The sequence below is a fragment of the Klebsiella sp. 10 genome, assembly GCF_018223925.1.
GTDB lineage: Bacteria > Pseudomonadota > Gammaproteobacteria > Enterobacterales > Enterobacteriaceae > Klebsiella > Klebsiella pneumoniae.
Genome location: NZ_JAGRRB010000012.1, coordinates 188,105 through 203,536, shown reverse-complemented (window position 1 = coordinate 203,536; position 15,432 = coordinate 188,105). Strand labels below are relative to the sequence as shown.

Sequence of the window (15,432 nt, the reverse complement as noted above, 5' to 3'; positions counted from 1 at the left end):
ATGGCGGTTCGTCTTATTTTATCCGTCGTTGTCGGGCTGGCGCTCAGCCTCTCGCCTGCCGCGTATGCCATGAAACAGCTGGAGCTGAAGAGCCATTCTCATATCGCGGCGATCGATATCCCGCTTAGCGGTAAGGAGAAAGCATGGCTGGCGGCGCAGCCGACGCTGACCGTCGGGACCTGGCTTCCCGAGAGGACGCCCATCGTCTATGACGGCGACGAGAAAAGTTATCAGGGCATTAACGCCGACTATCTGGCGCTGATGGCGCACAGCCTCGGACTGAAGGTGATTATCCGCCAGTATGACACCGAGCAGCAGGCGCTCACCGCCCTGGCCGACCGCCAGGTGGATACCCTGCTCACTCAGGTGGCGCACCGGGATGCGCTCGCCCCGGGCCTGGATCAATCCGCGCCGCTGCTTAAAACCTGGCCGACGCTGGTCACCTCGCTGAAATCCCCTCTGCCGCCGCTGACCACTGACCGCCGCGTCACGCTGGCCTGCACCCGCGATTGCGCTTTTTTCGATATTATTCAGCAGGCGTTTCCCAACGCCAAAATCACCCTTTATGATAGCGACTATCAGGCTCTCGCCTCGGTGGTCAGCGGCGAGAATCAGTATTTTATCGGCAACAACATCACCACTGGCCACTGCATCTCGAAATATTTCTCGCAATCGCTGGTTATCGCGCACTATTTTCGTCAGCAGGAGCAACACAACCGCTTTGTCACCCGTGACGATCGGCCAGAGCTGCATCAACTCCTCGACCGTTTTATCCATGCCGTCGACAGCGACACCGCGATGCGGATCATGCAAAACTGGCTCAACCGTGGCGATCTGTCGTTTCTCAATACCCCGCTTACCTTTAGCCCCGAAGAGCAGCGCTGGCTGCAGAAGCATCGTCGCGTCCGCCTGCTGGTGAACCCCTATTTTCCGCCATTTACCCTGGTGGATAACGAGGATGAACTGCGCGGCATCATGGCCGATATGCTGAATATTGTCTCACTCCAGACCGGCCTGCAGTTTGACCCTATTCTGGTGCGCAACCGTCAGGCTCTGGCAAAGCGCATGGAAAAAGAGGACTGGGCGATCATGCCCGCCGCCACCCTGACCCCACAGCCGCAGGCCTACGTCACCCTCAGCGATCCGCTCATTAACGTGGCCTTTGTGCTGGTCGCCCGCGGCAGCGCCCCCGATCAGCATCTGCTGACGCGCTCGGCGCGGATCGCCCTGCCGGTCGGGCCTATCGCCGCCCATGATCTGAAAGCGCGTTTTCCGCTGATTAACTGGGTGGAAACGGATAACGTTGGCGTCGCCATGAAGATGGTAGAGGAAGGCGAAGTGGATGCCGCCGTAGCCTCGGAGCTTTCCGCCCGCTATATGATCGACCACTACTATCCACAGGGTCTGCACTACACCCGCATTGATGGACTCCCCGTCGCGGCCATTCGGCTGGCCATCCCGCGCGATGAACCGGTGCTGGCCGCCATTCTTAACAAAGCGCTGCAGGTTATTCCGCCACGGGATATTCTGCAGATGACCGAGAAGTGGTCGAAAATCTCCAGTCAGCAAATAGAGAACTGGAGCCAGTACAGCCGCCAGTTTTACCAGCTGATCGCCTTTGCGCTGGTGCTGATCGCCATCAGCCTCGGCTGGGGACTCTCCCTGTGTCGGGAAGTGCGCAAACGTAAAGACTCCCAGCAGCGGCTCGAGGAGGAGCTGGCGCAGAAGGAGGCCCTCTCCTGTGCGCTGGAGCGCGAAAAAGACAAAGCGATTCAGGCGACAAAAGCCAAGAGCCGCTTTCTGGCCAGCATGAGCCACGAGCTGCGCACGCCGGTGAGCGCCATCGTCGGCTTTCTGGAGCTGCTGGCGAAACCTGAGCTGAACGTCGGCCAGCGTAAAGAGGCGATCGAGCTGGCGGGGTCGACGGCGCAAACCCTGCTGGGACTTATCGGCAATATTCTTGATATCGACAAGATTGAATCGGGAAAATACCAAGTTACCCCGCAGTGGAGCGATGTCGCACAGTTAGTGTCGCAGCAGTGTCATACCTTCGACGCGCTGGCGCAGCAAAAGGGCATCGATCTGCACTACCATAACGCGCTGCAGGAAGGGACCATGCTGTGGGTCGACCCGCAGGCGCTACGGCAAATCCTCAATAATCTCATCGGCAATGCGCTGAAGTTTACCGTCGAAGGCGCAATTCAGGTCTCCTGCCGGCTGACGCCGGCGAATGAGACACAGGGAGAGCTGGCCCTCATGGTTAGCGACAGCGGCTGCGGGATCAGTGAAGCAGAGCAGGCCACCCTCTTCCACCGCTATGCCCAGGCGCGCCAGGGACGACAGCAGACCGGCTCCGGACTGGGGCTGGTCATTTGCAAAGAGCTGGTTGCGCTGATGCAGGGTCGCCTGGAGATGGTCAGCCGTCCGGGCGTGGGGACCACTTTCACCATCACGCTGCCGGTCAAGGCGAGCCGCTGCGCGATCCACGCGCCGCAGGCGTCGCCCGCCAGACCGCAGGCTCTACCCGGGCTGGCGATACTGATAGCGGACGATCACCCCACCAACCGGCTACTGCTCAAGCGCCAGCTCAGCACTATCGGCTATAGCGTCGATGAAGCCTGCGACGGTGAAGAGGCAGAGAATAAGCTCGCCAGCAAACATTACGATCTGCTGATAACGGACCTCAATATGCCGAAGAAAGATGGCCTGGCGCTGGCGGCCTCGCTACGCCGTCGCTATCCGGGCCTGGTAATTTGGGGCGTGACTGCCAGCGCGCTGCCGCAGTCGCGGGAGGCGTGTCTGGCCAGCGGCATGAATATGTGTCTGTTTAAGCCGGTGTCGGTCCAGACGCTGAGTCATGAGCTCAGCCGTTTAGCGGTGGGCCGCGCATCACCTCACGCTACCCGGCACCTGAAGCTCAGCGTGCTGAGCGAGAATACGGGGGGAGACCAGGCGCTGATGAATGAGATGCTGGAGACGTTCCGCGATGCGTCGGCCGCGGATTTACAGGCTGCCGGACAGGCAATCGCCCGGCATGAGCCGCAGACCTTTCTGCGGGCGCTGCACCGCCTGCACGGTTCAGCACAAATTCTGGGGATTACTGCGCTACAACAACTGTGCGCCCCTTTTGAGGCAAAGCGGCCTGATTCGCTGACGCCGGCAAGCTGTCTGGAGGTGGTACAGCGCATCACCGGCGTCATGCGCGAGATCGATGGCGAAATCGACGCCCTGATCGGCCGCTAGCCGTTCCGCTCGGGCAGTCCGCCTGCCCGAGCGTTAAGGGGACATCCTTGTCAGTTTTTTCCTCTGCGCTCTCTCAGGGTGGAACAAGTATCAGTTGCCTGCCACCAGCATCTCGCTATCCACCACAATGCCCTCTTCAGCGCCCTTCAGCACCAGATTCGCTTCGTAATATTTACCGGCTTTCAGCAGTTCTTGCGCCTGCGCTACCGCCTTACGGGTCTGGTTAAGCGGCATCAGATACTGGTTCTCAATCACGCCAATACCGGCCAGGCGCAGGGTATCGATAGCTCCTTTCTGATCGCCTTTCGCCAGCTTTTCGTTGGCGGATTGGATAGCGCTCTCTTTTTCCGGCGTGGCCACATAGTCTTCAGACAGGGCGATAGAGGCGTTAATGATCACATAGCGATCGGCGATCATTTTGGCTTTAGCATCAGTTTTCACAAACTTCGCCCAGCTGGCATCATCGGCGGCCAGCAGCGCGGCGGCGTCGTCTGTCAGTTTTTTGGCGCTATCCGGCTGGCCATGGAACAGCGCCAGACGGGCGAACTGGATGTCGCGCATCGCATTCGCGCCCTGCACCGCCACCTGCAGCACATCGGCGGCTTCTTTCTGTACCTGCGTCGTGGCTGCCGCGGCTGGCGCTGCCGTCGCGCTATCTGTTGCCCATACCGGAGAGGTACTCATCATGGTTGCCAGCAGGCTCGCCAGAATGACTTTTTTCATCGTTGACTCCTGATTAAAATCGGTAAGCATCACCAAACGCAGCCAGCTTAAAAAATATCGTGGGCATTGAGAATCAGAGCCCGGAAGTAATATTGCGGGCCTGGTCTGACAGCTGTCAGACCAGGCGTATAAAGTGGCCTCGGCGCTCTTATTTACGCCTGCCGATCGCGCGGCCTACTATTTTCCTCAGACCTTTCTTTTGGCCCGCTGAATAAATCCTCACGCTTTTTATTCAGCGTCAGGCCGCCAACCGGGATCTGCGGAGCAATTATGTTTATGTTTAGCCATTACACCTTAAATGCGTTTAGCCCACGCGTCTTCATTCGATATAAACGGCATGCCTGCCTGATGGCGGTATTGCTGTTTATCTGCGGAGCCTGTTGTCTGGCCTGGCCGTTGGTCGCCGGCTGGTATCTCGCCACAGTAACCGGCATGTTATTGATGATCTGCGGCTTCTATTCGCTGTACAGCCTGATTGTCTTCCGCCAGCAGCACTGGAAATCACGCCTGGTGGCGCTGATCTTCGCCATCGCCTGGATCGTGCTCGGCCTGAGCTTTGTCGTCAATCCTCTCAACGGTATGAGCAGTCTGGCCATTTTATTTGGCTTTTTATTTGTTCTCGGCGGTATTTCCCGCATCGTTAACGGATGTCAAACCCGCAAACAAAGCGGCGCTGGCTGGAATATTTTTATCGGCCTGTTGGATTTACTTATCGCCTGCCTGTGGCTGGCCATGAACCCGCAGCAAAGCTGGTTATTTATTACCGCCTTTATCGGCGTTGAAATGATATTTAGCGCCACCGGCTTGTTGGTCCTGCGCAATAAAATGAAGCACGCTCAGGCTTAAGCTCTATTTTGACACTGGAGAAGAAAATGAATTTACCTAAAGCACTCGTATTGACCGTGGCGGCTACCACATTCTGTCTGATGACCAGCCCGGCGTTCGCGGTTGAGGAAACCACGCCGCAGAATATGACCTGTCAGGAATTTATGGATATGAACCCAAAAAGCATGACCCCGGTGGCCTTCTGGGTAGTGAATCGCAACACCGACTTTAGCGGCGGCGACTATGTTGACTGGCATGAAGTCGAGACCGTTTCGGTACCGAAAATGCTGCAGGAGTGCCACAAGAACCCCGCCGCTAAACTTGGCGATCTCAGCGCGGTCATCAAAAAATAACCCCCCCGGCATCAGGCCGGGGAAACCCGCCGCGCTGCGGCGGGTCCCGCTTTACTCATCGATACCGCATTCGCACGGCAGATGGCGGCCGATAAGCTTGCGATACAAAAACGCCCCGATAATCGCCCCCACCACCGGCGCCAGCAGCGGCACCAGAAAGTAAGGGATCGCCAGCCCACCGGTAAAGGCGATCGAGCCCCACCCGGCCAGACTGGTAAACAGTTTTGGGCCGAAGTCGCGCGCCGGATTCAGCGCAAAGCCGGTTAGCGGCCCCATCGACGCGCCGATCACGGCGATCAGCAAGCCAATCAGCAACGGCGCCAGCGGCCCGCGCGGAATTCCGTTGCCGTCGTCGGTCAGGGCCATGATCATCGCCATCAGGATTGCCGTGATGGTGGTCTCCACGGCAAACGCTTGTATAAAAGTGATATGTGGATGCGGGTACGTGGAAAAGACCCCGGCCAGGTTAAGACTGGCGGCAGTGCCGCGCACGATATGCTGACTCTGTTCAAGATCGAGAAACAGCTGGCGATAGAGCCCATACACCAGCGCGGCGGCGCAGAAGGCCCCGGCCGTCTGGGCAACAATAAACGGCAGCACCTTGCGGCGTTCAAAACAGGCGAACAGCCACAGGGCAATGGTCACCGCCGGATTAAGGTGCGCGCCGGAGACACCGGCCGTCAGGTAGATGGCCATGGCGACGCCAAGGCCCCAGATAATACTGATCTCCCACTGACCAAAGCTGGCCCCGGCGACCCGCAGCGCAGCGACGCAGCCCGCGCCGAAGAAAATGAGCAATCCGGTGCCAAGAAACTCGGCCACGCACTGCCCGGTTAAGGTAGAAGTCTGGTTCATTATCGGCATCCTGAAATAGCACGTTAAAGAGAGAGGCTGGCGCGAGCGCCCGTTTAATTCGCCTGACCGGCCAGTAGCAGCCCGGTGGCGACCGCATTGCGCGGCCCTTCTGTTCCCCGAATATTGCCCTGCCCGGCGACCACGCCATAGTGCGACAAGGCTTCCGTGATAAGCTGCGGGATCTCAAAGTCCAGCGATGAGCCGCCCACCAGCACCACAAAGGCGATATCGCGAATGGAACCGCCGGGTGAGACCTGGCGCAGCGCGCGCAGGCAGTTGGTGACAAACACTTTCTCTTTCGCCTGCCGGCGCACGAGACGAATTTTTTCCAGCGGGCTGGCGTTATCGATCGGCACCAGTTCGCCCTCCTTGATGTACACCACTTTGGCGAACACCGCCGGGCTGAGGGCTTCCCGAAAGAACTCCACCGCGCCATTCTCGTGACGAATACTGAACAGGCTTTCCACTTTGGCCAGCGGGTATTTTTTTATCGCTTCCGCCAGCGAAAGATCCTCGAGGCCCAGCTCGGTTTTAATCAACAGGCTGACCATATTCCCCGCCCCGGCGAGATGGACCGCCGTTATCTGCCCCTCCGCGTTGACGATCGCCGCATCCGTCGAGCCGGCGCCGAGGTCGAGGATCGCCAGCGGCGCCGCACAGCCGGGAGTGGTTAACGCCCCGGCGATGGCCATGTTGGCCTCCACGCCGCCCACCACCACCTCGGTCTGCAGTCGGGCGCTCAGTTCGCGGGCGATAACCTGCATTTGCAGACGATCCGCTTTCACCATCGCCGCCATCCCGACGGCATTTTCCATGGCGCACTCGCCGGCCATCCCGCCCTGCACCTTGCGCGGAATAAACGTATCCACCGCCAGCAGATCCTGGATGTATATCGCGCTCATCTCATGGTCGGTCAGGGACGCCATTACCTTGCGCACCCGCTCAAGCATGCCGCCGGCGTGAGTGCCCGGTTCGCCGCGGATGTCGCGTACCGGAGCGCAGGCGCTCATCGCCTGCATGATGGCTTCCGCGCCCTCGGCGACATCGGCCTCTCCGCGGCGCTTTTCGCCGCTAATGTAGAGGTTGCCCGCCGGGATCACCCGCGACTGCACGTCCCCCTGCGGGGTCTTGAGCACCACCGCTGAACGGTTGCCAATCAGGGCGCGGGCGATGGGGACGATGGCCTGGGTCTCTTCCGGGCTTAGCCCGAAGAAGGTGGCGATCCCGTAGGGATTCGACAGGATCCGCACCACCTGGCCCGGCGCGGCCACTTCCACCGCCGCCATTACCCCCTCGGGGACCTGCTCCAGCAGCGTCACTTCATCTACCACCGGCAGGGTTTTACGCAGGCGGTTGTTCACCAGCACGCCGTCGTCCTTTTTGAGGATCGCCGCCACCACGTTGATCCCCCGGTCGAGCGCCTCATTGAGCCACCACACGGCGTCAAGGAAATCGACGGCGTCGTCAATCAGTACGATCCACCCCTCGGCATACTGCGCCGCCGGCAGCGTCGCCAGCCGCCCGAGGGCGATAGTCGTCCCCACGCCAACGCCCACCCCGCCCGGCGTCTGCGGGTTATGACCGATCATGGTCGATTCGGTGATAATGGTCTCGGTGATGGTCTCCATCGCCACATCGCCAATCACCGGCGCGGCTTCGTTAAGATAGATGCGAGAGACATCGCTCATCGACCACGGTGTTTTCGCCAGGGCCTGCTCCAGCGCGGCGAGGGTCCCGGCGATATTGTCCCGCGTCCCTTTCATGCCCGTCGTCGCGACGATCCCGCTGGCAACAAACGCCCTCGCCTGCGGGTCGTCGGACGCCAGCGCCACCTCGGTGGTGGCGTTGCCGATATCAATCCCGGCTATTAACGGCATGCTGACCTCCGCTTAGCTTCCTTTACGCAGCTTATGCCGCTGCTGATACACTTCCGCCGACTCCCGGACAAAGGCGGCATTCACTGTCGCATGCCAGGTGTGCTCCAGCTCGTCGGCGATCGCCAGCAGCTCCGCCTGCGAGGAGCGGAACGGGCGCAGCGCGTTATAGATAGCCAGAATGCGCTCGTCAGGAATGGCGATAAGCTCCGCCGCGCGGCGGAAATTGCGCGCCACCGCATGGCGCTGCATCTGCTCGGCAATCTGCGCCTGGTACTCAAGGGTCTGGCGGGAGATCCGCACATCCTGCGGGCCCACCTCGCCAGAGAGCACCTTCTCGAGGGTAATATCGGTCAATGGTTTACCGGTAGGCGTCAGGATATGCTCCGGGCAGCGGGTGGCTAACGGATAATCCTGCACGCGCATGGTTTTCTCGCTCATGGTCACTCCCTTACTAAGTCGACGTGCAGGGTGACGGGCTCGGCGTCCTGCACCACATGTTTGGTCTCTTTGATATGAAATAGCGCGGCTTTGGCCATAAATTTCGGCCGCACCATCTGATCGTTCACCACCGGCACCGGCGAAGGTGACTCTTTGCGCGCATAGCGCGCGGCGTTTTTGCCAATCTGCCGGTAGGTCTCCAGCGTCAGCAGCGGCGCCTGGGAGAACAGCTCCAGGTTGCTGAGCGGCAGCAGATCGCGCTGATGGATGACCGTGGTCCCCTTCGACTGGATACCGATGCCGATCCCCGAGCCGCTCAGGTTGGCCGCATCCCAGGCCATAAAGGAGACGTCGGACGTGCGCAGAATGCGCACCACCCGGGCGTGAAGCCCCTCTTCTTCCACCCCGGCAATCAGCTCTTTGAGGATCGCGCCATGGGGCATATCGATCAGAGTGTGATGCTGGTGTTTATCGAAGGCAGGGCCGACGCCGATCACCACTTCATCGGCGCGTTCATCGGCAGAAGCTACCCCGCCCTCGCGGGTTTTCAGGGTAAAAGAGGGCTGAATTTGGGTTGTCTGTTGCACAGGAATACCGCCTTATTCAATGGTGTCGGGCTGAACCACGCCCGGAATATTTTTGATCTCCGCCCAGCGTTCGGCAGAGATGCGATAGCCGGTGCCCGGCCCCTGATAGTCATTGATGTCGTTGACCGCACTCACCACCTCGAACTGCCGATCGAGAATGGCCGAGGTCTGCAGGTAATCGCCGGTGACCCGCTGGCGCAGCATATTGAGAATATTGCTGGCGATATCCTCAAAGCCGCTGCGGCTCAGCGCGCCGACAATATCGAGGCCGGTGATGTTGCGCTTCATCATCTCTTCCACCGCACTCAGATCCTCCACCACGTTACGCGGCGGCATCTCGTTGCTGCCGTGCGCGTAGGTGGCGGCCTCCACCTCCTCGTCGGCGATTGGCGGCAGCCCCAGCTCGCGGAAAACCGCCTGGATCGCCCGCGCCGCTTTCTGGCGAATGGCAATGGTTTCCGCCTCGGTCACCGGACGCAGGCCGCCGTCAACCATCAGGTCACGCTGCAGGATGTTGTAATCATCAAAATCTTCCGCATCGAAGTTCGAGCCGGCGAACATGTTGTCGTAGTTCGGCACCGCGCTGTAGCCGGAGAAAATAAAGTCGGTGCCCGGCAGCATCTGCATCAGGGTGCGCGCGGTGCGGCGAATATCCGAGTGGGAGAAAGTCTGGTCGTTGGCGGACGCCACTTCGAGGTCGAGCATAGAGGCGATCAGGTTTTCCGCCAGCACCGCCCGAATGCCCGACGGCACAGCGCCGGTCATGCCGATACAGCTCACCGCGCCGTTTTGCAGCCCCTGAACCCCGGCGCCTTTGGTAATGAAGATGCAGCGCGATTCGAGGTAGAGCATCGACTTGCTCTCCGAATAGCCCATCAGCGCTTCGGATCCGGTGCCGGAGGTGTAGCGCATTTTCAACCCGCGGGAGGCGTAGGCCGAAGCGAGGAACGCCTTTGACCACGGAGTATCATCGCCGTCGGTAAATACCGCTTCCGTGCCGTAGACCGACACCGTCTCGGCGTAGCTGGTTAAGCCACGCATGCCCAGCTCCAGCTCGGTGGCCTCTTCCACCGAGCACTGCGTCAACACGCCGGGGCGGCCGCACTGCGAACCGACCAACAGCGCCAGGGCGTTAAACGGCGCGTAGCGCGCGATACCGACCGTGGTCTCCTGTTCTGAGAAGCCGCGGATCCCGGCCTCGGCGGCGTCAGCGGCAATCTGCACCGGATTATCTTTGAGATTGGTGACGTGGCACTGGTTGGAGGGGGTCCGGCGGGCACGCATCTTCTGCAGCGCCATCATCATCTCCACCACGTTCATCTGCGCCATCACCTCGACCGCTTTGGCCGGCGTGATGGCGGTAGTGATGGCAATGATCTCCTCCCGGCTGACGTGAATATCCACCAGCATGCGGGCTATTTCCACCGCCTCCAGGCGCATTGCCTGCTCTGTGCGCTCAACGTTGATCGCGTAATCGGCGATAAACCGGTCGATCATGTCAAACTGGTCCCGGCGTTTGCCGTCCAGCTCGACGATCAGACCGTTGTCCACTTTTACTGAAGAGACCGGGTCAAAGGGGCTGTCCATGGCGATCAGCCCCTCTTCAGGCCACTCGCCAATCAGCCCGTCCTGATTGACGGGGCGCTGGGCCAGTACTGCAAATCGTTTTGATCTTTTCATTGTTCATCGGCTCAAAAGGTGAAATCCGCAGACGGTAGCGAATACGCCGGGCCAGCGTCGTTGCCGCCCGGCCATTACCGGCAATAGCGGAACTTTAAATGAGCCAGTGGTGAAAAAAATAAATTTAATTTCGTTTCAATTTGGCACACGAAATCTACCGACAGTTTCACTATGAAACTTTACTCCGCCGGCAAAAATAAAAAATGTGATCGCCCGCAATGATATAAATCAATTAATAAAAAACGCCCTTAATTACGTTTTACCGACGCTATTTTAACCCTATTGACTAAATCATGGCGGGCGACAAAATAACGCTGACAAAAATAAAGTAAACCAACCGTCTGGTGATCGTTTTTGACTATCACCCCATACTGACTATTCGCACCAGCATTATCCTGGTGTGGGAGAGCATGATGAACAAGAGTCAACAAGTTCAGACAATCACCCTGGCCGCCGCCCAGAAAATGGCGGCAGCGGTGCAACAAAAAGCTAATGAGATCAACGTTCCGGTGGTATTTTCCGTGGTCGACCGCGGGGGCAATACGCTGCTTATCCAGCGGATGGACGAGGCCTTCGTCTCCAGCTGCGATATTTCTCTGAATAAAGCCTGGAGCGCCTGTAGTCTAAAACAAGGTACCCATGAAATTACGTCAGCGGTCCAGCCGGGACAATCTCTGTATGGTCTACAGCTAACCAACCAACAGCGAATTATTATTTTTGGCGGCGGCCTGCCAGTTATTTTTAATGAGCAGGTAATTGGCGCCGTTGGCGTTAGCGGCGGTACGGTCGAGCAGGATCAATTATTAGCCCAGTGCGCCCTGGATTGTTTTTCCGCATTATAACCTGAAGCGAGAAGGTATATTATGAGCTATCGTATGTTTGATTATCTGGTGCCAAACGTTAACTTTTTTGGCCCCAACGCCATTTCCGTAGTCGGCGAACGCTGCCAGCTGCTGGGAGGAAAGAAAGCCCTGCTGGTCACCGACAAAGGCCTACGGGCAATTAAAGATGGCGCGGTGGATAAAACCCTGCATTATCTGCGGGAGGCAGGGATCGAGGTAGCGATCTTTGACGACGTCGAGCCGAACCCAAAAGACACCAACGTGCGCGACGGCCTCGCCGTGTTTCGCCGCGAACAGTGCGACATCATCGTCACCGTGGGCGGCGGCAGCCCGCACGACTGCGGCAAAGGCATCGGTATTGCAGCCACCCATGAGGGCGATCTGTACCAGTATGCCGGCATCGAGACCCTGACCAACCCGCTGCCGCCCATCGTCGCCGTCAACACCACCGCCGGCACCGCCAGCGAGGTCACCCGCCACTGCGTCCTGACCAACACCGAAACCAAAGTGAAGTTTGTGATCGTCAGCTGGCGCAACCTGCCGTCGGTCTCCATTAACGATCCGCTGCTGATGATCGGTAAACCGGCCGCCCTGACCGCGGCGACCGGGATGGATGCCCTGACCCACGCCGTAGAGGCCTATATCTCCAAAGACGCTAACCCGGTGACGGACGCCGCCGCCATGCAGGCGATCCGCCTCATCGCCCGCAACCTGCGCCAGGCTGTGGCCCTCGGCAGCAATCTGCAGGCGCGGGAAAACATGGCCTACGCCTCTCTGCTGGCCGGGATGGCCTTCAATAACGCCAACCTCGGCTACGTGCACGCCATGGCGCACCAGCTGGGCGGCCTGTACGACATGCCGCACGGCGTGGCCAACGCTGTCCTGCTGCCGCATGTGGCCCGCTACAACCTGATCGCCAACCCGGAGAAATTCGCCGATATCGCTGAACTGATGGGCGAAAATATCACCGGACTGTCCACCCTCGACGCAGCGGAAAAAGCCATCGCCGCTATCACGCGTCTGTCGATGGATATCGGTATTCCGCAGCATCTGCGCGATCTGGGAGTAAAAGAGGCCGACTTCCCCTACATGGCGGAGATGGCTCTGAAAGACGGCAATGCGTTCTCGAACCCGCGTAAAGGCAACGAGCAGGAGATTGCCGCGATTTTCCGCCAGGCATTCTGAGTGATAACGAGGGGACCGTCATGTCGCTTTCACCGCCAGGCGTACGCCTGTTTTACGATCCGCGCGGGCACCATGCCGGCGCCATCAATGAGCTGTGCTGGGGGCTGGAGGAGCAGGGGGTCCCCTGCCAGACCATAACCTATGACGGAGGCGGTGACGCCGCTGCGCTGGGCGCCCTGGCGGCCAGAAGCTCGCCCCTGCGGGTGGGTATCGGGCTCAGCGCGTCCGGCGAGATAGCCCTCACTCATGCCCAGCTGCCGGCGGACGCGCCGCTGGCTACCGGACACGTCACCGATAGCGACGATCATCTGCGTACGCTCGGCGCCAACGCCGGGCAGCTGGTTAAAGTCCTGCCGTTAAGTGAGAGAAACTGAATGTATCGTATCTATACCCGCACCGGGGATAAAGGCACCACCGCCCTGTACGGCGGCAGCCGCATCGAGAAAGACCATATTCGCGTCGAGGCCTACGGCACCGTCGATGAACTGATATCCCAGCTGGGCGTCTGCTACGCCACGACCCGCGACGCCGGGCTGCGGGAAAGCCTGCACCATATTCAGCAGACGCTGTTCGTGCTGGGGGCTGAACTGGCCAGCGATGCGCGGGGCCTGACCCGCCTGAGCCAGACGATCGGCGAAGAGGAGATCACCGCCCTGGAGCGGCTTATCGACCGCAATATGGCCGAGAGCGGCCCGTTAAAACAGTTCGTGATCCCGGGAAAGAATCTCGCCTCTGCCCAACTGCACGTGGCGCGCACCCAGTCCCGTCGGCTCGAACGCCTGCTGACGGCCATGGACCGCGCGCATCCGCTGCGCGACGCGCTCAAACGCTACAGCAATCGCCTGTCGGATGCCCTGTTCTCCATGGCGCGTATCGAGGAGACTAGGCCTGATGCTTGCGCTTGAACTGGCTGGCGTCAATATCGTACTGCTTCATTTTGCGCCACAGGGTGGTGCGGCCGATATTGAGCAGCTGCGACATCTCCTGCACCCGCCCGCTGGTCACCCGGGCGGCGTGAATAATAGCTTCCTTTTCGATGGCGCTAAAAGTCAGGCTGGCCGGCAGCAGCGATGACGCGCTATCCCCGCCCGGCCGCTCGGAAAAGAGATATTCCGGCAGATTACTCAGGCGAATGTGGCCGTTGTCGCTGCTGATGGCGATATTCTCAATGACGCTATTGAGCTCAAAATCATTCCCCGGCCACGAGTAGGCCACCAGCTGCGCCAGCGCGTCATCGTCCACTTTCAGCCGCGAAGAGAAACGCTTCTCCAGGCTCTTCAGCCGGTTATGTACCAGCGACGGAATACTGTTGCGTCGGGCGCGCAGCGGCGGGATGACGATTTCAAAGGAGTGCAGCGCATAGTACAGCTGGCGGCTAAAGCGGTTCTGCTCCACCAGGTTGGCGAGATCGACGGTGGTGGTGGCAATCACCTTCACATCCACCGGGATCAGGCGCCGGGCGTCGAGGCGGGTGAGCACGCCCTGCTTAATCACCTGCAGCAGAGCCGACTGCAGCTCCGGCGCCAGATACTCGATCTTTTCCAGAAACAAAGTGCCGCCGTTGGCCAGCTCAAGGCGGCTCAGGCGGCCATTCTCATCGTCGGTAGGGGCGCTGCCCATAAAGTCCTGGCCCAGCACGCTGTCGGCATACAGCTGGCAGTTGACGGCGATATAGGGGCCGCCCGCCCGTTCGCTTTCATTGTGGATAGCCTGGCTCAGCAGCTCTTTCCCAACCCCCTCTTCGCCGCACAGCAGCACCGGGAAGCCGCCGCGCGCCGCCTGGCGGCCAAAGTGGATCAGGCGCCGGGTTTCCGGATCGTCAGCAGACATCTGTTCAAAGGTGTGGCTGACTTTACCGAGCTGGCTGGTCATCAGCTGCCGCATCTGCTCCACCGGATGCAGCAGCAGAATAAAGCTGTTGCCTTGCGCCTCGACAATCGGTTTTAAGGTGATCACCGCGTCGACAAACTGATGCTGACTTTCAAAGGTGACTTCGACGTGATTCAGGCCGCGGGCGTGTTTGATGGCGCGGCGCAGCAGCGCCGGGAGGGTCACCAGATCGGCGATATTTTTCCCCTGGCTGGCCTGAGCATCAAGATGCAACAGTCTCGCCGCCTGAACATTGAGAAACTGCAGCACGCCCTGTTCGTTCCACGCCATCACCCCATCGTCCATGCTCTCCAGCAGGCCGTACATCTGATTAAGGTGACGGTTGGATTCCGCCAGCAGGCTGTCGGTAAGCAGGGAGTTACCCACCTCGCGGGCGATGGCCAGCGTCAGGGAGAGGTCGGCGCTGGACTGGTGCTCGACCAGACAGCAAAGCGAGATAGAGCCGAACAGCCGCCCGTGGTTATCAAACACCGGCGTCGAGCAAAAACTCCATGGCTGTAGCGCCTGCTTAAAATGCCGATCGCCGGCGGTGTTGATCGGCTGGCCCTGCATCGCGGCCAGCGACAGCGCGCAGGTGCCGATAATGCTCTCCGCGCAGTAGCTGCCGTCGCGAAATCCCAGGGCAGCCAGCTGGGCCAGGGTTTGCGGCTCGCCGCAACGGCTGAGGATGCAGGCAGACTCATCAAGAATAAACAGCGCGCAGGGGCGACCGTCCATAAACTCCCAGGCGTCTTCCAGCGCCGCCTGACCGATGGTCAGCAGCGCGGTTTTACGCCGACAGATCGAGTCGAAGGTCAGGCCCTGGGCCTGGTGCGGCGTTTGCCAGGTTTCGCGCTGCATAAACTTGCTGCAGCGGTGCCATGACTGGGCGATGACGGAAGAGACCGCCTTCCCGGTATCCTGAGTCTGAACAGTCATATCCTTTTCCGCGTTG

14 protein-coding genes are annotated in these 15,432 nt (G+C 59.8%); 7 read left to right on the top strand and 7 right to left on the bottom strand.

Going from position 1 to position 15,432, the window contains the following annotated elements:
• Entirely contained in the window at positions 1-3,243 is a 3,243-nt protein-coding gene (locus KHQ26_RS14465) for an ATP-binding protein (protein ID WP_020803702.1), read from the top strand.
• Positions 3,244-3,333: 90 nt separating this feature from the next.
• On the opposite strand, the gene KHQ26_RS14460 is transcribed toward KHQ26_RS14465, so the two are convergent.
• Entirely contained in the window at positions 3,334-3,996 is a 663-nt protein-coding gene (locus KHQ26_RS14460; RefSeq protein ID WP_004144810.1) for a YfdX family protein, read from the bottom strand.
• Between the two features lie 240 nt (positions 3,997-4,236).
• Between KHQ26_RS14460 and KHQ26_RS14455 the strand changes: the two genes are divergently transcribed.
• Together KHQ26_RS14455 and hdeB are read left to right on the top strand one after the other, a co-directional pair.
• Complete coding sequence (locus KHQ26_RS14455; RefSeq protein WP_020803700.1) at positions 4,237-4,812, top strand: HdeD family acid-resistance protein; 576 nt, start codon at positions 4,237-4,239, stop codon at positions 4,810-4,812.
• Between the two features lie 26 nt (positions 4,813-4,838).
• Positions 4,839-5,144 (top strand): acid-activated periplasmic chaperone HdeB, encoded by a 306-nt coding sequence (hdeB, locus tag KHQ26_RS14450; protein WP_002917655.1) that lies wholly within the window; start codon positions 4,839-4,841, stop codon positions 5,142-5,144.
• Between the two features lie 51 nt (positions 5,145-5,195).
• Here the strand turns inward: hdeB and KHQ26_RS14445 are convergent, their stop codons facing one another.
• From KHQ26_RS14445 to KHQ26_RS14425, 5 genes are read right to left on the bottom strand one after another with little or no spacing between them, the layout of a single operon-like run.
• Positions 5,196-5,999, bottom strand: a complete 804-nt coding sequence (locus KHQ26_RS14445; protein WP_002917658.1) for an MIP/aquaporin family protein — start codon at positions 5,997-5,999, stop codon at positions 5,196-5,198.
• A 53-nt stretch (positions 6,000-6,052) separates the two neighbouring features.
• Entirely contained in the window at positions 6,053-7,876 is a 1,824-nt protein-coding gene (locus KHQ26_RS14440; RefSeq protein ID WP_004174234.1) for a diol dehydratase reactivase subunit alpha, read from the bottom strand.
• Between the two features lie 12 nt (positions 7,877-7,888).
• Positions 7,889-8,314: a glycerol dehydratase small subunit DhaB3 gene (locus KHQ26_RS14435; protein WP_002917670.1), complete on the bottom strand. Its 426-nt coding sequence runs from the start codon at positions 8,312-8,314 to the stop codon at positions 7,889-7,891.
• A gap of 2 nt (positions 8,315-8,316) precedes the next feature.
• A complete protein-coding gene (locus KHQ26_RS14430) occupies positions 8,317-8,901 on the bottom strand; it encodes a propanediol/glycerol family dehydratase medium subunit (RefSeq protein WP_002917672.1) in 585 nt (194 codons plus the stop codon).
• A gap of 12 nt (positions 8,902-8,913) precedes the next feature.
• A complete protein-coding gene (locus tag KHQ26_RS14425; protein WP_002917676.1) occupies positions 8,914-10,581 on the bottom strand; it encodes a propanediol/glycerol family dehydratase large subunit in 1,668 nt (555 codons plus the stop codon).
• Between the two features lie 413 nt (positions 10,582-10,994).
• On the opposite strand from KHQ26_RS14425, the gene KHQ26_RS14420 reads away from it, so the two are divergent.
• From KHQ26_RS14420 to KHQ26_RS14405, 4 genes are read left to right on the top strand one after another with little or no spacing between them, the layout of a single operon-like run.
• Positions 10,995-11,423, top strand: a complete 429-nt coding sequence (locus KHQ26_RS14420; protein WP_025710565.1) for a GlcG/HbpS family heme-binding protein — start codon at positions 10,995-10,997, stop codon at positions 11,421-11,423.
• 21 nt (positions 11,424-11,444) lie between these two features.
• The gene (gene dhaT / locus KHQ26_RS14415; protein ID WP_020803713.1) at positions 11,445-12,608 is read left to right on the top strand and encodes a 1,3-propanediol dehydrogenase; all 1,164 of its coding nucleotides are present in this window, start codon (positions 11,445-11,447) and stop codon (positions 12,606-12,608) included.
• A 20-nt stretch (positions 12,609-12,628) separates the two neighbouring features.
• A complete protein-coding gene (locus KHQ26_RS14410; RefSeq protein WP_002917678.1) occupies positions 12,629-12,982 on the top strand; it encodes a glycerol dehydratase reactivase beta/small subunit family protein in 354 nt (117 codons plus the stop codon).
• Entirely contained in the window at positions 12,983-13,513 is a 531-nt protein-coding gene (locus tag KHQ26_RS14405) for a cob(I)yrinic acid a,c-diamide adenosyltransferase (RefSeq protein ID WP_019704946.1), read from the top strand.
• On the opposite strand, the gene dhaR is transcribed toward KHQ26_RS14405, so the two are convergent.
• Positions 13,491-15,416, bottom strand: a complete 1,926-nt coding sequence (dhaR, locus tag KHQ26_RS14400; RefSeq protein ID WP_002917680.1) for a dihydroxyacetone kinase operon transcriptional regulator DhaR — start codon at positions 15,414-15,416, stop codon at positions 13,491-13,493. The genes KHQ26_RS14405 and dhaR overlap by 23 nt on opposite strands.
• Positions 15,417-15,432 lie beyond the last annotated feature (16 nt).